General features: G+C 69.5%; 26 protein-coding genes and 2 tRNA genes. 9 read left to right on the top strand and 19 right to left on the bottom strand.

What is annotated here, in order from left to right:
• Positions 1–12: 12 nt before the first annotated feature.
• From NL112_RS10395 to NL112_RS10385, 3 genes are all read right to left on the bottom strand, one after another.
• Complete coding sequence (locus NL112_RS10395; RefSeq protein ID WP_255148765.1) at positions 13–279, bottom strand: DUF8028 family protein; 267 nt, start codon at positions 277–279, stop codon at positions 13–15.
• Positions 280–453: 174 nt separating this feature from the next.
• Positions 454–702, bottom strand: coding sequence for a hypothetical protein (locus NL112_RS10390; RefSeq protein ID WP_255148764.1), 249 nt, complete (start codon positions 700–702; stop codon positions 454–456).
• Between the two features lie 36 nt (positions 703–738).
• Positions 739–1158: a DUF8009 family protein gene (locus NL112_RS10385; protein ID WP_255148763.1), complete on the bottom strand. Its 420-nt coding sequence runs from the start codon at positions 1156–1158 to the stop codon at positions 739–741.
• A 52-nt stretch (positions 1159–1210) separates the two neighbouring features.
• Here NL112_RS10385 and NL112_RS10380 point away from each other — a divergent pair, with 52 nt between their 5' ends.
• Positions 1211–1438: a DUF7543 family protein gene (locus NL112_RS10380; protein WP_255148762.1), complete on the top strand. Its 228-nt coding sequence runs from the start codon at positions 1211–1213 to the stop codon at positions 1436–1438.
• Between the two features lie 44 nt (positions 1439–1482).
• The gene (locus NL112_RS10375; protein WP_255148761.1) at positions 1483–2526 is read left to right on the top strand and encodes a S66 peptidase family protein; all 1044 of its coding nucleotides are present in this window, start codon (positions 1483–1485) and stop codon (positions 2524–2526) included.
• Here NL112_RS10375 and NL112_RS10370 read toward each other — a convergent pair.
• Positions 2510–2923, bottom strand: a complete 414-nt coding sequence (locus tag NL112_RS10370) for a DUF7522 family protein (RefSeq protein ID WP_255148760.1) — start codon at positions 2921–2923, stop codon at positions 2510–2512. The two genes, NL112_RS10375 and NL112_RS10370, sit on opposite strands and share 17 nt — an antisense overlap.
• A gap of 88 nt (positions 2924–3011) precedes the next feature.
• On the opposite strand from NL112_RS10370, the gene NL112_RS10365 reads away from it, so the two are divergent.
• On the top strand, positions 3012–3611 hold the full coding sequence (locus tag NL112_RS10365; RefSeq protein ID WP_255148759.1) for a DUF7504 family protein: 600 nt from the start codon (positions 3012–3014) through the stop codon (positions 3609–3611).
• Here the strand turns inward: NL112_RS10365 and NL112_RS10360 are convergent.
• The 3 genes from NL112_RS10360 to NL112_RS10350 all read right to left on the bottom strand — a co-directional run bounded on the left by NL112_RS10360 (position 3598) and on the right by NL112_RS10350 (position 4397).
• On the bottom strand, positions 3598–4011 hold the full coding sequence (locus tag NL112_RS10360; RefSeq protein ID WP_255148758.1) for an acyl-CoA thioesterase: 414 nt from the start codon (positions 4009–4011) through the stop codon (positions 3598–3600). The two genes, NL112_RS10365 and NL112_RS10360, sit on opposite strands and share 14 nt — an antisense overlap.
• A 37-nt stretch (positions 4012–4048) precedes the next feature.
• Positions 4049–4192 (bottom strand): hypothetical protein, encoded by a 144-nt coding sequence (locus tag NL112_RS10355; RefSeq protein WP_255148757.1) that lies wholly within the window; start codon positions 4190–4192, stop codon positions 4049–4051.
• A gap of 70 nt (positions 4193–4262) precedes the next feature.
• Positions 4263–4397, bottom strand: a tRNA-Met gene (locus NL112_RS10350).
• Between the two features lie 101 nt (positions 4398–4498).
• On the opposite strand from NL112_RS10350, the gene NL112_RS10345 reads away from it, so the two are divergent.
• A complete protein-coding gene (locus tag NL112_RS10345; protein ID WP_255148756.1) occupies positions 4499–5440 on the top strand; it encodes a DUF7115 domain-containing protein in 942 nt (313 codons plus the stop codon).
• Between the two features lie 8 nt (positions 5441–5448).
• Here NL112_RS10345 and NL112_RS10340 read toward each other — a convergent pair whose 3' ends face one another.
• A complete protein-coding gene (locus NL112_RS10340) occupies positions 5449–5784 on the bottom strand; it encodes a DUF5830 family protein (RefSeq protein ID WP_255152596.1) in 336 nt (111 codons plus the stop codon).
• A 100-nt stretch (positions 5785–5884) separates the two neighbouring features.
• Here NL112_RS10340 and NL112_RS10335 point away from each other — a divergent pair, with 100 nt between their 5' ends.
• Complete coding sequence (locus NL112_RS10335; protein WP_255148755.1) at positions 5885–6550, top strand: TVP38/TMEM64 family protein; 666 nt, start codon at positions 5885–5887, stop codon at positions 6548–6550.
• Here NL112_RS10335 and NL112_RS22895 read toward each other — a convergent pair.
• Entirely contained in the window at positions 6540–6680 is a 141-nt protein-coding gene (locus NL112_RS22895; protein WP_350356127.1) for an HVO_2523 family zinc finger protein, read from the bottom strand. The genes NL112_RS10335 and NL112_RS22895 overlap by 11 nt on opposite strands.
• Positions 6681–6754: 74 nt before the next feature.
• Here NL112_RS22895 and NL112_RS10330 point away from each other — a divergent pair, with 74 nt between their 5' ends.
• Complete coding sequence (locus NL112_RS10330; RefSeq protein ID WP_255148754.1) at positions 6755–8209, top strand: molybdopterin-dependent oxidoreductase; 1455 nt, start codon at positions 6755–6757, stop codon at positions 8207–8209.
• 1 nt (position 8210) lies between these two features.
• On the opposite strand, the gene NL112_RS10325 is transcribed toward NL112_RS10330, so the two are convergent.
• Complete coding sequence (locus NL112_RS10325; RefSeq protein ID WP_255148753.1) at positions 8211–11354, bottom strand: adenosylcobalamin-dependent ribonucleoside-diphosphate reductase; 3144 nt, start codon at positions 11352–11354, stop codon at positions 8211–8213.
• A gap of 415 nt (positions 11355–11769) precedes the next feature.
• On the opposite strand from NL112_RS10325, the gene NL112_RS10320 reads away from it, so the two are divergent.
• Positions 11770–11970, top strand: coding sequence for a DUF8029 family protein (locus tag NL112_RS10320; protein WP_255148752.1), 201 nt, complete (start codon positions 11770–11772; stop codon positions 11968–11970).
• 75 nt (positions 11971–12045) lie between these two features.
• Here the strand turns inward: NL112_RS10320 and trpG are convergent, their stop codons facing one another.
• The 6 genes from trpG to NL112_RS10290 form a co-directional block, all read right to left on the bottom strand.
• Positions 12046–12636 (bottom strand): anthranilate synthase component II, encoded by a 591-nt coding sequence (gene trpG, locus NL112_RS10315; RefSeq protein WP_255148751.1) that lies wholly within the window; start codon positions 12634–12636, stop codon positions 12046–12048.
• The gene (gene trpE, locus NL112_RS10310; RefSeq protein WP_255148750.1) at positions 12633–14213 is read right to left on the bottom strand and encodes an anthranilate synthase component I; all 1581 of its coding nucleotides are present in this window, start codon (positions 14211–14213) and stop codon (positions 12633–12635) included. Before trpE ends, trpG begins: the two co-directional genes overlap by 4 nt.
• Complete coding sequence (locus NL112_RS10305) at positions 14210–14833, bottom strand: phosphoribosylanthranilate isomerase (protein ID WP_255148749.1); 624 nt, start codon at positions 14831–14833, stop codon at positions 14210–14212. Before NL112_RS10305 ends, trpE begins: the two co-directional genes overlap by 4 nt.
• A gap of 1 nt (position 14834) precedes the next feature.
• A complete protein-coding gene (trpD, locus tag NL112_RS10300; RefSeq protein WP_255148748.1) occupies positions 14835–15845 on the bottom strand; it encodes an anthranilate phosphoribosyltransferase in 1011 nt (336 codons plus the stop codon).
• Positions 15846–16011: 166 nt separating this feature from the next.
• On the bottom strand, positions 16012–17577 hold the full coding sequence (locus NL112_RS10295; RefSeq protein ID WP_255148747.1) for a hypothetical protein: 1566 nt from the start codon (positions 17575–17577) through the stop codon (positions 16012–16014).
• Between the two features lie 235 nt (positions 17578–17812).
• Entirely contained in the window at positions 17813–19153 is a 1341-nt protein-coding gene (locus tag NL112_RS10290; protein ID WP_255148746.1) for a hypothetical protein, read from the bottom strand.
• A gap of 267 nt (positions 19154–19420) precedes the next feature.
• On the opposite strand from NL112_RS10290, the gene NL112_RS10285 reads away from it, so the two are divergent.
• Both NL112_RS10285 and NL112_RS10280 read left to right on the top strand, forming a co-directional pair.
• Positions 19421–19495, top strand: a tRNA-Val gene (locus NL112_RS10285).
• Between the two features lie 165 nt (positions 19496–19660).
• Positions 19661–20803 (top strand): CBS domain-containing protein, encoded by a 1143-nt coding sequence (locus NL112_RS10280; protein ID WP_255148745.1) that lies wholly within the window; start codon positions 19661–19663, stop codon positions 20801–20803.
• Here NL112_RS10280 and NL112_RS10275 read toward each other — a convergent pair.
• The 3 genes from NL112_RS10275 to NL112_RS10265 are packed head-to-tail and all read right to left on the bottom strand — an operon-like array spanning position 20800 to position 23453.
• On the bottom strand, positions 20800–21147 hold the full coding sequence (locus NL112_RS10275; protein WP_255148744.1) for a DUF7344 domain-containing protein: 348 nt from the start codon (positions 21145–21147) through the stop codon (positions 20800–20802). The two genes, NL112_RS10280 and NL112_RS10275, sit on opposite strands and share 4 nt — an antisense overlap.
• A gap of 40 nt (positions 21148–21187) precedes the next feature.
• Entirely contained in the window at positions 21188–21613 is a 426-nt protein-coding gene (locus NL112_RS10270; protein ID WP_255148743.1) for a universal stress protein, read from the bottom strand.
• A gap of 40 nt (positions 21614–21653) precedes the next feature.
• On the bottom strand, positions 21654–23453 hold the full coding sequence (locus NL112_RS10265) for an ATP-binding protein (RefSeq protein WP_255148742.1): 1800 nt from the start codon (positions 23451–23453) through the stop codon (positions 21654–21656).
• Positions 23454–23549: the final 96 nt, after the last annotated feature.

Raw genomic sequence — 23549 nt, 5'->3', positions numbered from 1 at the left:
ACCTACTCAAACTCAGCGGTCGCCGGGCGTGCGGTTGTGGTCGTGACCGACCAGGAGGGCGACGACGTTGGCGACCAGGAGGGCACCGAACAGGGCGACGCTGGAACTGGGGTCGAACCCAAACCCACCGACCAGCAGGGGGACGTACGCGAACGGGAGCAGGACGGCGGCCCAGAACGCCAGTGCTTCGACGGGACGACGCAACACCTGGGTCAGTTGTAGTCCCCGAGCGTCACGGAGGGTCTCTCGGACCTGGGTGGAGGGGCTTGAGGTCGACATGACTCATCTTTCCCTCTAACTGCCAGGGGCTTATACCTGCCAGAGCCTTCGGTTCGTTTCAGCACGTTTCAGCGGGGAATAGGACGCGTACCAACATTTTACAACTCCATCAGAAACGTTTAGACCTTTTATCGAGCCCTCAGAGGGCCTCGTCGTCGAATCGGTAAGCCAGGGTTACGCGTCCTCGAGCGCCGCGCGGAGCCGCTCGCGCTCGTCCGCGGGGAGGTCGTCGGCCGCGTCGCCGGTGAACGGGCTCTCGAGCAGTGTAGCGAACGCGCGGTCGGTCTTCTCGCGCACCCGGTCGACGGCCTTCCGCGTCGCCTCGACCGACTCGTCGCGTTCGGTGGCGATGGACTCGACGTCGTGGCCCGCGGCGAGCAACTCGGCCACCTCGCGTTCGCCGGTCGACAGTATGGAGCGCATACGGGGGGTTCGGTCGCCGGCGGCAAAACGGCGGCGCTACCCCAGCCACCGGAGTTCGACCTCGTGGTCGCCGGCTGGCGTCTCGACGGTCGCCCGCTCGCGCCGGCCGTCGCGGGCGGCCTCGCGCCACCTCTCGACGGCCGCGGCGTGCCGCTCCCGGTGGCGCCCCGGGCTGTACGACGCCTCGGGGTCCGCACGGAGGTCGTCCTCGGTGTCGTCGGGGTCGGGGAACGGCGGCGCGTCCACCAGCCGCTCCGGCGGCAGGTGGAGGGGCGCGGGATTGCCGTAGGTCCCCTCGCCGCCCTCGCGGTGGACGCGGGCGCGCATCCGGGCCGCGAACGGCGGCGTCACCCGGAGCACCGCGCCCGCGTCGCGGCGCGCGTTCGCCTCGAGGGCGGTCACGGCGTCGTCGACGTGGACCGCCAGCGACCGGATGACCGTCGGGTCGTCGGACACGGGCGAACGAGGGAGCCGAAACGGCTTCAGCGTTCGGCCCCGACGCGACGGTGTGTCCTGGAGCCGAACCGCCGACACCGAGCGCCGTATCGAGTGGGAGCGGTCGGACGGTTACGCCCGCGTGACGGCCCGCGAGACGGCCACGGGCGACTGGGCGGTCGCTCTCGACCGGCTGAAGCAGGCCCCCGACGGCGCCGCCTACGACCACCGGACGGTCGACGACCGCGACCGCGCGCTGGCCGTCGCCGAGGAGTGGCTCGCGGCCCACGACATCGAGTGACACACCGGGGCAACCGTTAGGGAGGCGCGCCCGCACCTCCGTCCATGGCGTTCACCACCCCGCCGCCGCTGGAGCCCGGCAGTCAGGTCGCCGTCTGCCGGCCCGCCGCGGCGCCGGCCGACGGAGCGTACCCCGACCATCTCGTCGAACTGGGGCTCGACCGCCTCCGCGAGGAGTTCGGCCTCGACCCGGTGGCGTACGACAGCCTCACCGCCGACACGCGCGAGTTGTTCGAGAACCCGGAAGCGCGGGCCGCCGAACTGGAGCGGGCGTTCCGCGACCCCGACGTCGACGGCGTCGTCGCGGCCATCGGCGGCAACGACCAGGTGCGCATCCTCCCGCATCTGGACGCCGACGTGCTGGGCGAGCACCCCACGCGGTTCTACGGGACGAGCGACAACACCACCGTCGCGGCGGTGCTCCGCGAGCAGGGCGTCGTCTCCTACTACGGCGGGACGCTGTTCACCGACGTCTGCGAGCCGGGTGGTATCGGCGCGTACACCCGTGAGTATCTCGAGCGCGCGTTCTTCGACGAGGCGCTCGGGGAGGTGCGCGACCCGGGACGGTTCTCCGACGAGGACCTCGACTGGCACGACGCCGCGAACCTCGAACGCGACCCCGAGTACGAGGCGAGCGAGGGCAACCGGTTCCACGGCGAGGGGCGCGTCGAGGGACGCACGTGGGGCGGCTGTCTGGAGGTACTGAACTCGCATCTCGCGCTCGACCGCGGCCTGCCCGACGACACCGCGGGGAGCGTCCTCCTGCTGGAGACGTCCGAGGAACTGCCCGGGCCGGGCGAGGTGTGGCGGACGCTGATGGCGCTGGGCGAGCGCGGGATGCTCGACGTGGGCGCGGTGCTCGTCGGGCGCGCGAAGGCCCGCGCTTTCGGCACCGACCGCGACGCCGACGAGCGGGCCGCGTACCGGGAGCGCCAGCGCGAGGCCGTCCTCGAGGGCGTCCGGGCGTACAACGAGGAGGCCGTCGTCGTCACCGACGTCCCCTTCGGCCACGCGCGGCCGGTCGCACCGCTCCCGGTCGGCGGCGAGGTGGTCGTCGACGCGGACGCGGGCACTATCCGCTGTCCGTGACCGGCTCGACGGCGTCGATGACGGCGTCGACGTCGGCACCCGGCGCGAGCGCGATGTAGAGTCCCTCGCCGCCCGCGAGCATCCGGAGGAGGACGAGCTCGTCCATCCGGGTGACGATGGCCCGCACCGACCCCGCGTTGGGCAGCAGCGTCCCCTCGTAGGTGTCGCGTTCGAGGAAGTCCATGTTGAGGTGCGCGAGCACCCTGTCGTAGTGGTCGAGGAGGTGCTCCTCGTCGCGGTACATCTCGACGATTTCGTCGGCGACGTACAGCGGGCGGTGGTCGTCGCTCGTGAACTCGACGAACGACAGCAGGTCGTCGCCCGCCGCCTCACGAGCGGCCTCCAGCGCCGCGTCGCCGTCGAAACTGGCGAGTTCCGATGTTCCCGTCAGACCCATCGCCACGCGGTACCGTGCCCCGGGGCAAAAATCGTCTGGTACACCGAAGGGGAGAGTTATATGACCCTCGCCCGAACGCCCCGTAACCATGGGTGACAGCGTGGGGACGCTCGAGGAGTTCGAGGCCGGGTCGAACGTGCTGTTGCTCGGACCGTCGGTGTCCAGCGAGATCGACGCCGGATGCCGACAACTGCTCCACGGCGACGACGAACCCCGGGCGACGCTCGTCGTGACGTTCACGCTCCCACCGGAGCAGTGGGTAGAACGGTGGGACGACCGGGTCGGCGACCGCCCCGAGGAACTCGTGCTCGTGACCACGAGCGACACGTTCGCCGGACCGACGGCGGACGACGAACTCGACGACATCGGCATCGAGTATCTCTCGACGCCGGGCGACCTGACAGGGCTGGGGATGATAATCAGCAAGTACCTCGAGCGCTGGCACGAAGCCGACCGGCGGATGGCGCTGTGTTTCGACTCGCTGACCACCCTGCTCCAGTACGAGGAACTGCACAACGTCTACCGGTTCCTCCACCTGATGACGACCCGGCTGGCCGGGGCGGGCGCCCACGCTCACTTCCATCTCGACCCGGCGACCCAGGACGAGCAGGCCGTCTCGACGCTGGCCTCGACGTTCGACGCCATCGCCCGCCTCGAGGACGGCGAGTGGGACGTCAGGAGTCGGTGAACCCCTCGAAGGCGGCTATCTCCGCGCGCCACTCGTCGGGGATGGGCCGCGACCCCCCGGCCTCGCTGTCGTAGCAGACGAGCGTCGTTTTTCCGGTGGCCTTGGTCTCGCCGGCGGCCACCACCGCGTACTCGATGGGGAAACTCGACGAACCGAGCGACGGCACCCGCGTGTACACCCGCACCTCGTCGTCGGACAGGGTGATGGGGCGCTCGAACGACACCTCGATGTCCGCGATGACGACGTCCTCGGCGTCGAGGCGGGTGTCGAGCACCGACTGGAAGTAGGCGTTGCGCCCCTGTTCGAGGAACGAGGCGTACACCGCGTTGTTCACGTGGTTCTGCGCGTCGAGGTCGCGGTAGCGAAGCGAGATGTCGACGTGGTGGTCGAACTCGTCCATACAGGGAGCGCGGACAGCCGACGTATCGACGTTACGGTTACAGTCCGTTCTCGAGGTAGGTGACAGCACACTCCGGCGAGCAGAACGCGCTGTCGAACCGCATGTGTGCGTGGTTGTGCGTCACCTCGATCCATTCCCCGGTCGGCGAGAACTCCGCTTCACAGCGCGCACAACGTGGCATCGCCTGCACGTACGGGAGCGACACCGAATAAGCTTCCGTGCCGAGCGCGGCCGCTGGTCGTTTCGGGAAGTGGCCGGGGTGGGCTCCGAACCCACGATCTCCGCATGTCCCAGGTTTCCAGGCTCGGCAAAGCCCGGAGAGACATGCCGTTGCCGAACTCGAAACCCTATGAGTGCGGCGCTATGTCCAGCTAAGCCACCCGGCCTACCCCGGCGTAATCCGGAGACGGACTTGAACCTGTCTATCTCCGCCCGCGGTGGCGGCCCTGGCCTGCGGTTTTAAGCCCGGCCGCGGCAACCCCCGAGCATGGACGTTCCATCGGTCGTTCGGGAGCGCCTCGACGGCGAGTCGGTCCACACTCGCGTCCCGCTGGGCGGCGACGACGCCGTGTTCGTCACGCCGACGCGGACGCTGGTGTACCGCGCCGAGGGCCTGCTGTCCGACGAGTCCGTCGCCGCCTACCCCCACGGCGTCGAACGCCTCGACCTCTCGACGGGCCGCCGGAAGGCCACCTTCGAGTTGACGTACGTCGACACCAGCGGGCAGTTCAAGGTGCCCGCCGACCGCGTCGACGACGTCCTCGAACCGGTTCTGGAGGGGGTGCTCGCGGCCGCCGGCGTCTGCGAGGACGGCGAGCGGGTCCGCGAGCTGTACCGCTTCTCCGAACTGACGCTCGCAATCACCGACGGCCGCCTCGTCAAACACATCGGGGGGCCGGTGTGGGACCCCGACCACGAGACGTTCCCGTTCGCCGACGTGACGGGCCTCGACGCCGAGGAGGGGAGCGTCGCCACGCAACTGGTCGTGGAACTCGACGGCCGGCCCAACCGCGTGAAGGTCCCCTCCGAGAAGGCCGAACTCGTCCGCCGGGCGCTCGAGGAGGCGGTGCTCGACTACCACGGCGTCGACTCGCTCGCGGAACTCGGCGAGAAGCAGGGCGTCACCGACGACGGCGAGGAGGCGGACACGGAGACGTTCGAGGGCTCCGGCATCGCGCCGCTCGTCGGTGACGACGCGGACGACCCGGACGACGACGCGGTCGACCGCCTGGAGAGCACTGACGCGCAGGGCGACCAGCCGACGACCGAGCCGAGCACCCCCGACTCCGGCGCCGACGACGACGACGACGACGAGGTGCTCGCCCGCCTCGACGCGCTGGAGGCGGCCGTCGACCGACAGAACGACCTCATCCAGAAACAGCAGGAGACCATCGAGACGCTGGTCGAGGAGCTACGGCGCGGGCGCTGACCGACGCATCACTCCCGGCCGGTCACCTTCCGGATACACGAGGAGCCGAACGGGCCGTGCTCGCCGGCTTCGAGGTTCATGAAGTAGCCCGTCGAGATGCTGGCACCGCAACGCTGGCAAGTGAACTCCCCCTCCTTGGTGACGACCTCGGCCTCGAAGGAGAGGAAGCGGCCCTGCGTCGGCCGCACGGTCGACCCGTCCCGCTCGATGACGCCGCGCCGCTCCGCCTCCTCGAGGATGGCCCGCGTCGTCGCCGGGTCCGTCGTGATGGTCTCGATGCGGTCGATGACCGCGGGGAGGTCGAGTTCCGACTGTTCGAGGCGTTCGAGCAGTTGGACGCCCATCTCCACCGGGTCCTCGGGGTTCGACACGTCGACACATCGCGTACCACGCCGAATAAGCGTTTACCACAAGACGTTTGCCGGCCCGGCGGAACCTCCGGACATGGAGCGCGCGACGGCCCGGCAACTCGTCGGACTGGCCCTGCTCGGGGTCGTCGCGCTCACCGCCGCCGTCGCCCTCTCGCCGGCGGCCGTCGCGCGCCGCGTCTCCGCGCTCGCGTCGGAACCATGGCTGTTCGGCGCGGTGCTTCTCGCCGCCTACCTCCTCCGGCCCGTCGTCGCGTGGCCCATCAGCGTGCTCTCGGTCGTCGTCGGCTACGCAGTCGGGCCCGCGGGCGTGCCGGTGGCGCTTGCCGGTGCGGTCGTCACCTGCGTCCCGCCGTATCTCGTGGCCCGCCACGTCGGCCACGACGCCGGTCTGCTGGGGACGCTCGGCGACCACGGCCGCGGCTACTTCGCGGCCGCCGGCGACGTCCGCGGCATCGTCGCCGCCCGCCTCGCCCCCCTGCCCGCGGACCCCGTCTCCTACACCGCCGGCCTCGCGGGCGTGCGTCCCGGCCACTACGCGCTCGGCACCGCCGCCGGCGAACTGCCGTGGGTCACCGCCGCGGTGCTGGTCGGCGCCTCCGCCGACACGGTGACGACGGAGGGGCTCCACGGTGGCCCCGCGGTAATCGTCGGGGCGACCGCGCTTGCGGTCCTGCTACTGTCGGGGCCGGCGTACCAACTCGCCCGCGAGCGGGGCGTCGTCCGCGGGTTCAGAACGTGAACGGGTCCGAGCAGTCGACGACGGGGCCGTGCTGTGGGCAGACGTACTTGCAGTGCCGCTTGAACAGCTCCGCGTCGCACATCGGACACGTCGGCACCTCCATGCGTCGCCGTTCGGGGAGTCGGCCCATCAACCCTCGTATCCGGGGGAGAATCTAGACGGAGTTCGGTCAATCGTTTTCCGTGGGTCCACCCACCCACGGGTATGGAACGGCTCCGCTCGTGGCTCCCGGAGGCGCTCGCGGCCGGCGTCGCCGGCGTCGCCGGCTCGTACGCCCTCGCCGGGTTCACGCAGGCGTTCGTCGCCGGGTCGCTCGCGTCGACCGTCGCGCGTGTCACGCCGGGTATCGTCGTCACCGCCGCCATCACGACGCTGGGCGACGCCGGCAAACTGCTCACCGTCGCCGGTGGGTTCGCCGTCGCAGTCGCGCTGTTCGCGACCATCGCGCTCGCGGCGCGGGCGGCCGGCGACGCTGTCGAGTCGACGGCGCTCCCGCCGATGCTCGCCGGCACGGCGGCATTCGGTGCCAGCACCCTCCTGACGGGCGCACTCGCCCCGGCGCTGGCCGCCGGCGCCGCCGTCGGGGCGACGCTCGTAGTCGTGCCGCTCGCGGCGCGGGTCGGCGGCGACGCGCCCGACCCCGGGCGACGGCGCGTCCTCGGGGCCGTCGGAACCGCGCTGGCGGCCGCGGGCGTCGCGTACCCGCTCGGACGACGCCGCACTCCCGGGGCCGTCGCGGACGACCCGCCGAGCGACCCCGAGGTCCGGAGCCTGCTCGCGGAGGCGAGCGCGAAGTCGCTGGACGTCGACGGCCTCGAACCGCTCGTCAGCGACGAGTTCTACGAGGTGGACATCAACGCCGCCGACCCGACGCTCGACGCCGACGAGTGGACGCTGTCGGTCACGGGCGCCGTCGACGAGGACCTCGAACTCGACTACGACGAGGTGACGGCGATGGAGTCGCGGGAAGTGTTCACCACCTTGCGTTGCGTCGGCGAGAGCCTCAACGGCCGGAAGATGGACACCGCGCTGTGGACCGCCGTCCCGCTGAGGGACGTGCTGGAACGGGCCGGCGTGGGCGAGAACTGCTGTGTGATGCTGCGGGCGGCCGACGGCTACTACGAGGAGTTCCCCGTCGCGGCCCTCCGGGAGGGGATGCTCGCCTACCGGATGAACGGCGACCCGCTCCCGCGGGGCCACGGCTACCCGGTGCGGGCGCTGATTCCCGGCCACTGGGGGGAGATAAACGTGAAGTGGCTCACCGAAATCGAGATACTCGCCGAACCGGCCGACGGCTACTGGGAGAAGCGCGGCTGGCACGGCACCGGCCCCGTCAACACGGTGGCGAAACTCCACGCCACCGCCCGCGATGGCGACCGCATCGAGGTGGCGGGCCACGCCTACGCCGGCACCCGCGGCATCTCCGCCGTGGAGGTGTCGACGGACGGCGGCGACACCTGGCAGGAGGCGACGCTGTCTGAGGAGCTTCCGGGCAAGGACGTCTGGCGACAGTGGGCGTACGCGTACGACTCGCCGGGCGAGCGCCACGAGGTGGTCGTCCGCGCTATCGAGGCCGACGGCACCGTCCAGCCGAAGGAGCGGGCCGACGCCTACCCGAGCGGGCCGACGGGGTGGGTGTCGAAGGAACTGAGGGGCTAGCTCAACACTCCGACCAGCCGCACGACTGGCAGGTCTTGCAGCCCTCGTTCATCGCCAGCGACATCGCGCCACACTCCGGACACTCCGGCGACTCGCCGGCGGCCAGAAGCGAGTCGGTAGCGTCGTCCGTGGCGGCGCCGCCGCCGTCGGTCTCCCGCTCGACGGGTTCGGGGTCGGCCGCCTCGCGGTTGGGGTCGCGGTCGGTCTCGGTGCCGGCGGAGTCGGCCGCCTCCGAGAGGCTCTGCTGTTGGGGGTACGGCTTGTCTATCTCGTCGTCGAGATAGCGCTGGAGCGCGCGCCCGATGGCGTCCGGGATGGAGTTTATCTGCTCGCCTTTGTCCCACGCGACCTTCGGCGAGCGGATGCCCTGGAGTTCGCCGGCTATCTCCTCGGGGTCGACGCCCGACCGCAGGGCGGTGGAGATGGTCTTCGCCAGCGCCTCCGTGAAGCTCGCGGTGAAGCCGCCGGAGTTGCCGATGGTGGCGAACAGCTCGAACGGCCGCTCGCGTTCGGCGTCCTCGTTGATGGTGACGTACAGCTTCCCGTAGCCGGTGTCGATGCGCTGGGTGACGCCGTGCAACAGGTCGGGCCTGGACTGCTTCTCGGCGTACACGTGAGTCGGCTCGGGGTCGACGTCGAACAGCTCCGCGAGGTCCGCCTCGACGGCCCGGCGGACCTCCTCGCGGTCGAGGAACTCGTCCATGCCGCCGAACACGGCCTCGACCCGCTCGAGGAGCAGTTCCGCGGCCTCCTCTTCGTCCATGTCCTCGGAGAACTCGGCGTTGTCCGCACGGGTCGTCAGCACCTGCTTCGAGCGGGTGCCGTCGCGGTAGACGGTGACGCCCTTCCCGCCGTGCTCGTAGATGTACCGGTACACCTCGTCCATGTCCTCCGCGGTCGCGGAGTTGGGGAAGTTGCAGGTCTTCGAGATGGCGGAGTCGACCCCTTCCTGGCAGGCACACTGGACGGCGGCGTGCTGTTTGCCCGACAGGTCGGAGGTGACGACGAACAGTTCGCCGATGGCGTCCGGTACCGTCGAGAGCCCCTCGACGCCGTCGAACGCGTTGGTCGCCATCTGCTCTTCGGCCTCCGCCTTGACGGCCGCGACGTCGATGTCGTTGGCCTCCAGCGTCCGCAGGAAGTAGTCGTCGAACTCGACGAGCATCTCGTCGCCCTGCACGTCGTCGGAGACGTTCTTGTAGTAGGCGACGTTGTAGATGGGCTCACAGCCGCCGGTGGTGTTGCCGACCATCGACGTCGTCCCCGTCGGCGCGATGGTCGTCGTGTTGTGGTTGCGGACCGGGAAGCCGTCGGCCCAGTCGTCCGCGTCGAGACCGGTCTGCTTCTCGAACCACTCGGCGTACTCGGTGGGGCTCGCGTACTTCGAGTTGTCCCACTCGTCGAAGGAGCCGCGCTCGGTGGCGAGTTCGTGGGAGGCCCACTTCGAGCCGTGGTTGATGTGGCGCATCAGCAGGCGGGCCACCTCGTTGCCCTCCTCGCTACCGTACTTGATGCCGAGCTGGATGTACAGCTGGGCGAGCCCCATCACGCCGAGCCCGATTTTCCGCATCTCGCGGACCTTCTGCTCTATCTCGGGGACCGGGAAGTCCGACATCGTGACGACGTTCTCGAGGAACCGCGTGCCGAGTTCGATGCGGCGGTCGAACTCCTCGAAGTCGATGGCCTCCTCGAGGAACGCCATCACGGCGTCCTCCTTCGAGTCGAACTCGCCGGCGTGCTCCTCGGACCAGACGCGCCAGTCAGGCGCGTCGCGGGCCGCGAGCGTCGAGAGGTTGATGTGGCCGAGGTTGCAGGCCTCGTACTCCTCGAGCGGCTGTTCGCCACAGGGGTTCGTCGCGAGGATGCGGTGGTCAGGATGCTCCTCCACGTCGAAGGAGTGCTCCTTGTTGACCCGCTCGAGGTAGATGACGCCCGGTTCGCCGTTCTCGTGGGCGCCCTCGACGATGCGGTCCCAGATGAGTTCGGCGTCGATTTCGAGGGGTTCACCGACCTCGACGTGCTCGCCCAGGCCGTACCGGGAGTACATCTCCTTGGTCTCTTCGGTAGCGACGTGGGGCTCGCCGGTGCGGGGGTTGGTGAACGTGTACTCCTCGCCCGCCTCGAGCGCCTCCATGAACCCGTCGGTGACGCCGACGGAGATGTTGAAGTTCGAGAGGTGGCCCTCGACGGCGTTGCGGAGATGCTTGGGCACCTTCCCGTCCTCGTCGATGAGGCCGCGCGCCTCCTCGAGCGCCTCCGAGAACGTCGTGTACGTGTAGTCGTCCGGGTCGTTGAGGCGGAGACAGTGCGCCAGCGAGACATCCTTGTTCTTCGCGTGGATGAACTCGATGACGTCCGGGTGCGAGATGCGCATGACGCCCATCTGTGCGCCGCGCCGGGTCCCCCCCTGCGCGATGGTCTCGCACATCTGGTCGAACGTCCGCATGAAGGTGATGGGGCCGGAGGCGATGCCGCCGGTCGAGCCGACGGCGTCGCCGTACGGCCGGAGTTGCCAGAAGGCGTACCCCATCCCACCGCCGGACTGGAACACCTCGGCGGCCTCCTTGGCCGTCTGGTGGATGTCCGTGAGGTCGTCGTCCGGCGAGTCGACGAAACACGCCGAGAGCTGCTGGAGTTCGTCGCCCGCGTTCATCAGCGTCGGCGAGTTCGGGATGAACGAGAGCTGTTCCATCAGCTCCTGGAACTCGCCGGCCTTCGTCTCGACGTGCTCTCGAATCTCGTCGGGCAGGTCAGGAACGACCGTCTCGTAGGCGAACTTGTTGACGTTGTAGACGGTGAGTTCGGTCTCGGCGTCGTCGTCGGCCGTCGTTCCGGCGCCGAACACCTCGCTGGCGAGTTCGTCGCGGCGCGGGTGGTCAGGCTTCAGTTGGTCGGGCGACACCGTGACCGTGGTGTCGCGCCGCTCGCTCTCGAAGACGGCCTCCGCGAGCGCGATGTTCTGGGCGACCCGCTCGAACAGGTCCTCCTGCTGTTCGGCGAGGTCGCCGTCGGCGTCCTTCCGGAGATACCGCGCCGGGAGGATGTTGTGGTAGGCATTGTCGGTGAGTCGCTGTTCGAGGCTGTCCCCCTCGGTGCGCTTGATGGGGAGGGTGAGCTCGTCGGCGGAGAGGTCCGCGCCGGACATCACTCGGCCCTCCGACCGTGTCGCGCCCAGTACACGGCGTTCCTGCTGTTCACGTGGAGATGTGTCGCGTTCATTCGTAACGGCGATTTCGTTCTGCGTCGACCCCTATAACCCTGGGGATACGGGCGGTCCGTGTGACGGTCGTCGGTCCGCTGTCGGCACTGGCTGTCGTGCGAAGGGTGCGCCGTCCCCGCGCGTGGCGCGCGTGACGATACACTACTGTCCCGTGGACACACATAAGCCCATCCAGACCGGAGTGAAAGTGGAAACCTCGACCCGAAATCCCGGGGCAGTCGGCCGGGTTCCCACGGGAACCGGAGGGGGGTTGGTTCGAGGCGGCGGCCGCTGAAACCATGCCCATCCGCCCGCGCCGACGGCCGCCGTCTTTAAAAGCGAGGCGCGAGAGACGCCGGACATGGAGCCCGTAGTCGCCCCGATACAGTTGATTCCGGAGTTCGGCGTCCCCGGCATCCTCAGCACGCTCGTCATCATCGTCGTCGCGCTGCTGGTGGCGCGGGTGCTGTTGAACGTCGCGGTGAAAGTCGCCATCGCGGCGGCCATCGTCGTCGGCCTGCTGTGGTTCTTCGGCCTGCTCCGGTTCGTCCCGTTCATCTGACGGGCGCGACGACCGACCGGTTGCGCCGGTCTCTGCGACGGTCCGTTCCATCCGGGAGAGTTGGTGGTGTGGCCGTTACAGCGTTTCGCCGCGGACCGTCGCCAGGAAGTTGTCGACGACGTCGTGGCCGACGCCGGTCAGCACCGACTCCGGGTGGAACTGCACGCACTCGATGGGAAACTCGCGGTGGCGCACGCCCATCACGAGTTCCTCGCTCCCGTCTTCGGTGGTGGCGGTCACCTCGAAGCAGTCGGGCACCTCGGTCGCCATCAGCGAGTGGTAGCGGCCGGCCTGAAACCCTTGGTCGAGGCCGCGGTAGACGCCCCGGCCGTCGTGGTCGACGGGGAACGCCTTCCCGTGGACCGGGCGGGGGGCACGGCCGACGGTGCCGCCGTACTCGTAGACCGCCGCTTCGAGGCCGAGACAGACCCCGAGCGTCGGCACGTCGACGAGGTGGCGGAACACGTCGAGCGAGACGCCCACGTCGCGGTCGTTTTTCGGGTGGCCCGGTCCCGGCGAGACGACCACCCCGTCCGCCTCCTCGCTCCGCACCTCGTCGAGCGACGCGGTGTTCTTCAGGACCGCGGTGTCGATGCCGTGCTGGCTGACGTACTCGACGAGGTTGTACGTGAACGAATCGTAGTTGTCGACGAACACCACCTTCATCGCGGCGCCTCCGGGGGTTCCCGCTCGATGCGCTCCAGCGCGGTCACCACCCCGTCCATCTTCTTCTCGGTCTCGCGGTACTCGCTTGCCGGGTCCGAGTCCGCGACGATGCCCGCGCCCGCCTGCACGGTGACGCGCTGGTCGTCGGCGCCCTCCTCGACCGTGGCGGTGCGGATGACGATAGCGAAGTCGGCGTCGCCGGTCCACGAGTAGTAGCCGACGCCGCCGCCGTACAGCCCCCGCGGGGTGCGCTCGAGGTCGTCGATTATCTCCATCGCGCGTATCTTCGGCGCGCCCGACAGCGTCCCCGCGGGGAAGGCGGCCCGCGTCGCGTCGAACGCGTCACAGTCCTCGGCGAGCGTGCCGCTGACCGTCGACTCGATATGCTGGACGTGGCTGTACTTCAGCACGTTCATGAACTCGTCGACGCGGACGCTCCCCGCCGCCGAGACCCGGCGCACGTCGTTGCGCGCCAGGTCGACGAGCATCGTGTGTTCGGCCCGCTCCTTCCCGTCCGCGAGCATCTCGCCGGCCAGCCGCCGGTCCTCGACCGGCGAGGACCCGCGGTCACAGGTGCCCGCAATCGGGTTCGCCAGCACCTCCTCGCCCCGCACCGAGACGAGCGTTTCCGGCGAGGCACCCACGACGGTCAGGTCGTCGTGGTCGAGCAGGTACATGTACGGCGAGGGGTTCACGTCGCGGAGCGCGCGGTAGAGCCCCAGCGGGTCCACCTCGCCGCGGTACTCGCGGGTTCGCGAGACGACGCCCTGGTAGATGTCGCCGTCGAGGACGTGCTCTTTCGCGTCGCGGACGGCGTCCTCGTAGGCGTCCCGCGGCCCGGCCGTCTCCGAAGTCCGGACGAACCCGCCCGTCTCGACCGGACCCGCCGCCGCGAGCAGCGACTCGACGCGCTCGGCCTCCGCACGCAGGCCGTCGTACACCGCGCCGGCGTCGTCGCCCTCGCGGAGCAGGGGCGTGAACACCAGTTCGAGGCTCCCGGCCTCGTCGTCGAACACGAGCGTCGTCGTCGTGAGCACGAACTGCGCGTCGGGGAACCGGGAGTCCGGGCGCTCGACGCCCACCTCCTCCAGCCAGAGGTCGTAGACGGCGTCGTACGCCAGGAAGCCGACGAGCCCGCCGTCGAGATGCTGGCGCTCGGAGTCGGGGAACCCCCGCAGTTCGGCGTCGGGCAGGGCCGCCCGCAGACTGTCGACGCAGTCGCCGCCGTTCGGCTCGACGAGCCCCTCGTAGCGGGGGTCGAGCGTCTCCACCGTCGTCTCGTCGGCGTCGACGGTCACCACGGCGGCGGGGTCGTAGCCGACGAACGAGTAGCGGGCGTGGCGGTCGCCTCCCTCCGCCGCGAACGCGCCGTCGGGGTCCGAGGAGGCCACCTTCTCGGCGGACTCCAGCAGGAACGCGTACTCGCTCGCGTCGGCACCCGTCGTGCGGCCAGTGAGGGCGGCGTACGCCGCCAGCGGCTCGACGTCGGCGTCGAGTTCCGCGGCGACCCGGACGACGCAGTCGCCCCCGCCGGCGAGTTCGCGGAACGCCTCGCGGGAGCGGTCGAGCGCGGTCACGACGCACCTCCCGCACGGGCGACGAACCGCTCGACAGCGCCGTGGTCTTTCACGCCGCCCGACGCCTCGACGCCCGAGGCCACGTCGACGGCGTACGGCTCGACCGCATCGACGGCCGCCTGCACGTTCTCGGGAGTGAGCCCGCCCGCCAGAATTACGGGTCGGTCCACGTCGGCGGTCGCCGTGCGGGTGGCGTCCCAGTCGTGGGTGCGACCGGTGCCGCCCCCGCCCGCCTCGCTCGGCGTGTCCACGAGCAGGGCGTGGCCGACGTTCGCGTAGTCGGCCACCTCGTCGGACGAGACCGCGGGAATCACCGGGCCGTGAAAGCTCGTGGCGACGACGCCGACGTCCGCCGGAGACAGGCCGTGGGTCTGGACGGCGTCGGCGCCGACGAGTTCGGCCAGCGTCACCGCCTCGGCGGCGGTGTCGGGCATCGTCACCAGCACCGTCGTCACGAAGGGCGGAACGGTCGCGGCGAGTTCCTCCGCGCGGGCCGGCGGAATCTCGCGGGGCGTCTCCACGTCGACGTTCACGACGAAGCCGACGGCGTCGGCGCCCGCGTCGACGGCCGCCCGCACGTCGGCCTCGCGGGTCAGACCGCACACCTTCGCGCGGGCCATCCTACGCTTCGACCTCGTCCTCGGTCCGGAGCTCCGCGAGCTTGTGCGCGGCCGCCCCGCCGTCGATGGCCTCCCGCGCCCGGTCGACGCCTTCGGCGAGCGTGTCGGCCGCACCCGCGACGTAGATGGCCGCCCCGGCGTTCGCGAGGATGACGTCGCGTTTCGCGCCCCCCACCTCGCCGCCGACGATGCCCCGGAGGTCCGCGGCGTTCTCCGCGGGCGTGCCGCCCGCGATGGCCTCGATGGGCGACCGCTCCAGCCCGAGTTCTTCGGGCGTCAGCGTGTACTCGGTCACGTCGTCGCCCTCGACTTCGGCGACGACGGTCTCGTCGTGGACGGCTATCTCGTCAAGCCCCGCCCCGTGAACGACGAGCGCGTGCTCGACGTCGAGTCGGGCCAACGACCGCGCGAGCACGGGGACCAACTCGGGGTCGTAGACGCCGACGACCTGTGCGTCCGCGCCCGCGGGGTTCGTCAGCGGCCCCAGCACGTTGAACACGGTCCGCATCCCGAGTTCGCGCCGCGGCCCGATGACCGCCTTCATCGCGGGATGGAACGCGGGCGCGTGCATGTAGCCGATGCCCGCCCGCTCGACGAGTTCCTCGACCGCCTCGGGCGAGGAGTCGAGGTCGACGCCCACCTCCTCCAGCACGTCGGAACTTCCCGACGACGAGGAGACGGAGTAGTTGCCGTGTTTGGCGACCGGCACGCCGGCGCCCGCGACGACCAGCGCGCTCGTCGTCGAGACGTTGATGGTGTCGTAGTCGTCGCCGCCCGTCCCGCAGGTGTCGACCAGCGTCCCCCGCTCGGGGTCGATGGTTCGGGCCGCGCCGCGCATCCCCTCGGCGAAGCCGGCTATCTCGGTCTCGGTCTCGCCTTTCGCCCGGAGCGCGGTCAGAAGCGCGCCTATCTGTGTCTCCGTCGCCTCCTCGAACACCAGCCGTGCGGCCTCGCGCGCCTCGTGCTGGCTCAGGTCCTCGCCCTCCGTCACTCGCTCGATATACTCCTGCATACTGGTCACCAATGTACGCTATTGCGTTGTGATGTACGAATGTGTGCATCGCAATAAGCGTGTCGGGCCCGCGGCGTCGCCGCTGGACGACGCGGAGAGAAGGAAAAACACGTCCGGAGACGGGCGGCGTCAGCCCACACCCGGTGGCGTCACCGGGAGCGACCGTTCACTGGTCGTCAGCGGTGTCGCGTGCCCACTCGCTCATCGTGTCGGCGGCGCCGTCGCTTTCGTCGGCGTCCTCCGTGGCGATGCGGACTTTCCGGTCGTCGGCCGGCACGGCCGACTGGCTCAGATAACAGAACTCGCCGTCACACATCGCGGCGACGCCGGTCTGCTTGCCGAACGCGTCGACGGAGACGACCGTGCCGCCCTCGAGCTGGTAGCCCGTCAGCCCGACCCGGGTGAGGGAGTTCGGGTCGACGCCCACGTTGACCAGCGTCATGAACGGCTTCTGGCCGTCGCTCCCGGCCGCGTACGTGCCGACACCAGCCCGGTCGTCCTCGTTGCTCGCGCCGACCAGAGCGGCACCACCGGGTCCGCCGGACTCGTTGTACGTCCCCGTGGCTCCGAGGAGGGTCCCGTTCGGACCGAGTTCGTAGACGGTGTAGCCGTAACCCGGGTTCGGGTTCAGGCTCGGCGGGTCGTTCGGATCGTAGACGTCACACGGTCCCGCGGGGGGACTCGGCGGGTTCGTCGGGTCGACCGGGACGTCCGGCGGCGACGGGAGCGGCTCCGGCGGGTCCGTCGGGTCCGCCGGCGGTTCGGGCGCGTCGCCCGGACCGACCGGCGGCGAACACGGAATCTCGGCCGGCGGCTCCGGCGACAGCGGCGAGCCGCCACCGCTGTCGTTGCCACCGCCCGTCGGGACGGTCCGGCCGTCGGCCGGCACGGCCGACTGGCTGAACCGACAGGCCTGCCCGTCACAGACGAGACTCGCGCCGGCCGCCTTGCCGACGGCGAGCGTCCCGACCCGAACGGAGCCGTTCTTCGTCCCCGGCTGGTAGTTCACGGCCGTGAACACGATGTACCCCTTCCGACCGTCGGTACCGACGGTCTGCTGGCCGACGGTGACGCTGTCCGGTGACGCCCCGACGACGATGACGCTACCACCGCTCGGGTAGTGGCTGTCCGGGCTGGCCTCGCCGCCGAGGACGACGTCGACGCCGTCGGACGCGACCTCCCGTTCGTACACCTCGTAGTCGGCCGAGGGGTCGTCCGGCAGGTCCGTCGGGTCGAACGGCGGGTCGTACGGGTCGAACGCGTCACACTGCGACAGCGGCGGACTCGGCGGGTTCGTCGGGTCCACCGGAACGCCCGGCGACGGGACCGGCTCCGGTGGGTCCGTCGGGTCGGCCGGCGGCTCCGGTGCCTCCGGCGGACCTCGACAGAGGTCCACCGGAATGAGGGATAGCGGGATGTCCGAGTAGTTGTACGGGAGTTCCTCGTCGTCGCTCCGGGTGGTGGCGACCCCGTCCGTGGCGTCGTCGGTAGAACCGGACTCGACGTCGTCCGTCGACCCACCGACCGACGCGTCGCTGGTGTCGCCGGACTCCAGGGACCCGGCTGTCTCCGTCTCGACGCCGTCGTCGCTCACGGAGACGTCGTCACCTCCCGCGGAGGCGCCCACGGAGTCGTTGTCGGCGCTGACGCCCACGGAGTCGTCGTCCCCGACGGAGATGCCGTCGTCGCCGTCGGCCGCCGCGACTGGTGCGGCGATCACGCTCACGACCATGGTGACCGCCACCAGAAGCGTCAGGATGGCTCTCGCTGTGTTCCTCGTTGCCGTATAATCGGTTCCTCGTTGCCCGTGCCTGTCCATGCTCGTTCGGCGGATGCCGTCCACCCCTTAAATAGAAACTGACGAAACCGTCCAAACGTCGGCGTCGACGCCTGACGGAGTCGGAACTGCCGGGGGTGGAAAAACGGTCGCAGAAACGGCGTCGGTCGACGGCCGGCCGGTCAGCCGGTCAGAGGTTGGCCAGCGAGTCCGAGTTCAGGGGCAGGCCGCCGATGCCCGGGAGTTCCGGCGGCTCCGGCGGCTCCTCGAGGGCGTCGAACACGGTCTGCGGGCCGACCGGTAGCGACGGGAGCCCGATCAGTTCGTACGAGCAGGGGCCGCCCTTCGACGGCTGTTCGAAGTTCACGGAGGCGTTCGCCAGGTCGCTCTGACAGGAGAGCGCGAGCCCGACCTCCTTGCTCAGGACGGCGACGCTCGTCTGGCCCTCGGTGGACCGGTCGCTGAAGTTGGTGCTCCGGAAGTTGTAGACGTAGACGTACTTGGAGCGCTCGTTCGCGCCGTTGTCGATGCCGAACTGCTGGAAGGTTCCAACAGAGTCGGGGCTCGCACCGACGGTCCAGGCACCGTACTGAGACGCGTTGTACAGCTCACCTCTGGAGTTGCCCCCGTACACGAACCCATCCGCCCCGGCATCGAGAGTGTCGGAACCCAGACTCGCCGAGGGGTCCTCCGGAATCTCGGTCGGGTCGACGAACGGGTCGTGGGGGTCGTACACGGTACACGGCTTCGGCGCCGTGCCGAACGCCAGCCCGGCGACTGCACTCGGCGTCAGCAGGTCCGTCGGAACGCCCGGCGGCGAGACCGGGAGGTCACCCGGACCGGGCACCGAATCGAGCGGCAGGTCCTCGTCGTTGACCGGGAGCGCACAGGCGTCGAAGTTGCCCACGCCGTCGGAGCCGTACGGCGAGTCCTCCGGCTCGATGGGCGCGTTGTCGCCGGTCACCGGCGTGGACTCGAACGGCAGGTCCTCGATGCCGACGGGGAGCTGGCCGGTTTTCGCGGTCTGCTCCAGCGTCGACAGGGAAGCGGACCCCTCGCCGGGCGAGGGAACCGGATTCGATTCGGGGTCGACGAGGTTGTCGGCCGACGGAAGTTCGCTGAACGCGATCTCGTCGGGGTTGCTCACGTCACCGAGGCGCTCGGTACCGGGGAGGCGGTCGGTGGTCCCCTCGACCGTATCGGTCGTCTTCGTGACGGTGTCGGAGACCCCGTCCGTCACCGTGTCCGCGCCCGGTGCCTCCGTGACCGGGTCGGTGGCCGGGTCCGTCGTCGAATCGACCGTCTCGGCCGTCGAGTCGACCGTGTCCGTCACCGAGTCGGACGTGTTGGACACGAGGTCGGTCGTCGAATCGACCGTGTCCGTCACCGATTCGGTCGTGTTGGTGAGGAGACCGTCGTCGTCCTCACCGTCGTCGCCGTCGGCCGCGGCCACCGGCGCCGTGACCATCGACAGCACGACGACGAGCGTCATGATCGTGGTTGCGATACGGGTCAGTTGCTTGTGCGTCATCTACCACCTACTACCCTCCTACTCTCCCCTGACTCTTACCCCGGGAATCCGGGGGCTTTTATCCCTATGTAATAAGTAACCCTTCTATGAGTGGGAACCGATTCACCCGTCGGAACGCCCCATGACACCCACTAACAGGCGGACATATAACTTGTGGCCGAACATCTCAACATAAAGCCCGGGGTGGGACCGACACTCACGGTGGACCGACTTCCGAAACCTTCAATTGTACCACCGGGCTACGTCGTGATGCGAGCAGACCAGCACGGGTTCGTGGTCTAGGCTGGTTATGACACCTCCTTGACATGGAGGAGGCCGGCGGTTCAAATCCGCCCGAACCCACTTCCTTCGGCACCCACCCACCAGCGGCGGCCCCGCCGCGACGGCGTGTCCGCGAGCGGCCGGTTGGGCCGTGCCGCTCCGTCCCATAGAGCCGTGATATCACGCTCGCGGCGGGCATCAAGTTTCAATAACGCTCGTGGCGAAGCGCCGAGAAGAGGGATATAGATGGATATCGAAGACATCGCGACCCGCGAGTTCAGCGAGGTCGACGTGGACGAGCGACTCGGGAAGGTCCGGTCGCTGCTGGAGCGAGAGAACCAGAAGGGCGTCATCGTCACCGACGACGGGAGCTACGAGGGAGTCATCACCGAGAAACAGCTGCTGCAGTCGCACGTCGAGGACAACACCAAGGCGAGCGCGATGATGCGCTCCGCGCCGAAGGTGAACAAACAGGACGGCGTCCGCGACGTCGCGCGCATGCTGGTCGAGGGTGGCGTGAAGGTCGCACCCGTGTTCGAGGGCGACTCGCTGTGGGGTATCGTCACGGCTGACTCGCTTCTGGAAGCGGTACTCGACAACCTCGACGTGCTCGCGGTCGAGGATATCTACTCCGAGGACGTCGTCAGCCTCACCGAGGACGCGACGGTCGGCCAGGTCATCAACAAGATGCGGGAGAACGGCATCTCCCGGGTGCCGGTCCTCAACGAGAACGGCTACCTGACGGGGCTGGTGACCACCCACGACGTCGTCGACGTGGTCGTCCGCGACATGGACAAGGCGACCCGCGGGGACCGCGCGGGCGACATCGAACGCATCCTCGATCTGCCGGTGTACGACGTGATGAACAGCCCCGTCGAGACGGCGACCATCGGCGACAGCGTCCGCGACGCCGTCGAGGGGATGCTCGACAGTGGCTACGGCGGCCTCGTCGTCACCCCCGAGGACGACGACCGCCTCGTCGCCGGCATCGTCACCAAGACCGACGTACTGCGCGCGCTCACCTACACCGAGGAGGACCACATGGACGTCCAGATAACGAACGTCGAGGTCCTCGACACGCTCTCCCGGGAGGAGGTCCGCGCCTCCATCGAGGAGGTCTCCGACAAGTACCAGGAGATGCAGGTCCAGCACGCCCACGTCCGGTTCAACCAACACAAGGAGAAGCTCCGGGGCACGCCGCTCATCTACTGTCAGATCCGTCTGCGGACGAACGTCGGGCAGGTCGCCGGCACCGGCGAGGGGTACGGCGCCGAGTCCGCGTTCAACGTCGCGCTCGACAAACTCGAACGCAACGTCATCGAACTGAAAGGCGTGCAGGCCGACGAGGAGTACGAGGGACAGCTCCTCCGGAAACTGGGCGAACTCTAAGCTTCTCCGACCAGTTCGTCCGTCGTGTCGAGCACCGACACCAGCGAGCCGAACGTCGGCCCGCGGTCGTAGCCCGCCTCGGTTTCGGTGACGACGCAGGCCCGTTCGAGCCGCGGCAGATGTTCGACGGCGAGTTCCGTCTCCAGTTCCCGCCGACTCCCCGCGAGCGACCGGGCCGACGGCTCCTCGTGGTCGCGGGCGGCGACCAGTTCCGATAGCTCCGTCACCGACAGCGGGGCCGACTCTGCCAGCGCGGCCACCGTCGCGCGCCGCGTCGGGTCCGCGAGCAACTCGTGGGCCGTCACCGCGTCGAACTCGCAGTCGGCCCGTGGCACCGAGCGCATGCCTGTGGCTTCGAACGAGGAGACAAAAGCGTGCCGCCGACTACCGGACGACGGTGACCGGGACGTGGGCACGCCGGACCACCGTCTCGGCGACGCTCCCCAGCAGGATACGCGAGACGCCCTTGCGGCCGTGGCTCCCCATCACGATGCCGTCGACGTCGTGCTCGTCGGCGTACTCGACGATGACGTTCGAGGGCTGGCCCACCTCGGTAGCCGTCTCGACGGTGACGCCCGCGGGCGCGTCGGCCCCCGCGTCCTCGAACAGTTCCGCCGCGGCCGCCTCGGCCTCCTCGTACCACTCCTCGGAGAAGGAGGGGATGCCGGCCTGCGCGCCGTAGCCCGCCCGAGAGGGGTTGATGACGTGCAACAGCGTCACTGTCGCGTCGGGGAACTCCTCGTAGACGTACGCAACCGCGTCGTCGGCGCCGTCCGAGCCGTCGATGGGCACCAGCACGTGCTTGCTCATAGCTAGCAGTTCGCAACCGGATGACAAAAGCGATACGGCTCTACTCGCGGCCGTGCCGGGTCACACAGTGGGGGAGCCCCACCACCTCGACGGGTTCGGAGTTGTCCGGCGAGTAGACGGCCATCTGCCCCTTCTCGAAGTACGGCACCTTCCCCTCCAGCGAGGCGGGGATGTTCACCGACTTGATGGCGTCCTCGTCGCCGAGGTTGAGCACGACTGTCGTGTTCACCTGTTTGAACACGGGGTCCGCGATGTCCTGTGGGTCCTGCGTGATGAGAAACAGCCCCAGACGCTCCTTGCGGCCCTGTTTCGCGGCCTCGGAGAACTTCCCGATGACCTTCCGGGCCTGCACGCTGTCGGCGTCGGTGAGGAAGTTGTGCGCCTCGTCCATGCCGAGCACGAGCGGCGTCTCCGTGATGCGGTCGAACTCGGGGTCGTTCGACAGTTTCTCGTCGACCAGAAGCGAGGCGAGCGCCAGCACTACCGTGGTCGTCTTCCGCGAGTCGTTGACGTGGTACGTCGGCACCGTCGTCAGCCCGCCCGGCCGGACGAACTCGTGGACCAACTCGGTGATGGGCGGGGCGTCCTGGTCGAACACGTCGCCGAACCCGTACGTCTTCCGCTTGACGGCGTCGTACGTCGCCTCGTGGATACGGCCGGAGTCGTGGAGCTCCTCCCGGAGCGAGGGGTCGTCGAGGAACGACCGGAACTGGTCGTAGGTGCCCTCGTCGCCGTGCTGGGAGAAGAACCGGTCGAGCAACTGCTGGAGCGCCGGATACTGGTTGTCGTTGAGGCCGCCGCCCGCGACCAGCCACGGCCGGTCGCGGACCATCGAGAACGGGACGGTGAAGGCCACCTGCTCGGCGCGGTGGTGGTCGGCGGCGTACGTCGCCGACCCCACCACGGGGTAGAACGCCTTCGTGTCGTCGTGGCCGCCGTGTTTCACCCCTTCGCGCTCGATGCGGCGTGCGAACTCGTCGGGGTAGTCGCCGTCGTCGTGCATCTGGGCGTACTCGTCCTGCGGGTCGAACTGGACGACGGCGACGCCGGGCGTCCGGCCGTCGGCCATCTCGTAGGTGCGCCCGAGATACTGCCGGAGGATGTTCTTCGAGGCGTGGGTCTTCCCGGACCCGGTGCCGCCGGCGACCAGCGCGTGCCGAAACACGAGCGGGTCGCCCGCGTCGTAGTCGTCTTTCAGGCGGTAGTCGACGGTCGGTGGGTCGGCGGCGGTCCGCACCTTCTCGCCGCCGACCGCGAGGTGGCCGACGAACACGCCCGAGTCGGGCACCTTCAGCCCGGTCTTCACCTCGGCCTTGTCCTCGGCCTGCCGCACGACGGTCTCGGGTTTCGGCACCCGGTCAGGCATCCGCCGCTTCAGGTCGCTCCCCTCCGCGTAGATGACCGCCACGGGGTCGAGCGTCGCCATGAACTTGTAGTCGGCCTCGTCGATGCCGTCGCTCCGCATCGCGCGCCGGGCGTGAATCTCGGTGGCGTCGTCGGAGCGGAACTCCTGGGCGTACTCCAGGGTCGTTATCTTGCAGAACAGCCGTTCGCCGTCGGGGTAGTCCGCGACGAGATACGACCCCACGCGCACCGACGAGCGGTTGTCCGTGGTGACGTACGCACGCAGGCGGGTCTCGTCAGCCTCCTCGCCGATGGCGAGCCCTTCTGCCGCCGAGAGCGTGCCGACGCCGCTGTCGCGGCCGACGGGCGAGGCGTCGACGGACTCGAACTGCCGCTCGTCGTCGCCCGCGTCGGCGCTCGACGGGTCGGCCCCCCCGTCGGCGCCCCCCTCGCTATCGTCGGGTTCGAAGTCGGAGAAGTCCCCGAGGTCAGACATGCCCGGGCGTGCGACCCGCTCCGGTAAAAAGCCTCTCGCCCGACGGCGTCGCCGGCGCCGACCCCCCGCGAGCATATACGGCTGGCTCGCGTACGT

The organism is Halorarius halobius (assembly GCF_024298865.1).
In the GTDB taxonomy this organism is placed as follows: Archaea; Halobacteriota; Halobacteria; order Halobacteriales; family Haloarculaceae; genus Halorarius; species Halorarius halobius.
The sequence above is the reverse complement of the archived record's forward strand: the minus strand, read 5'-3'. Positions and strand labels throughout refer to the sequence as shown.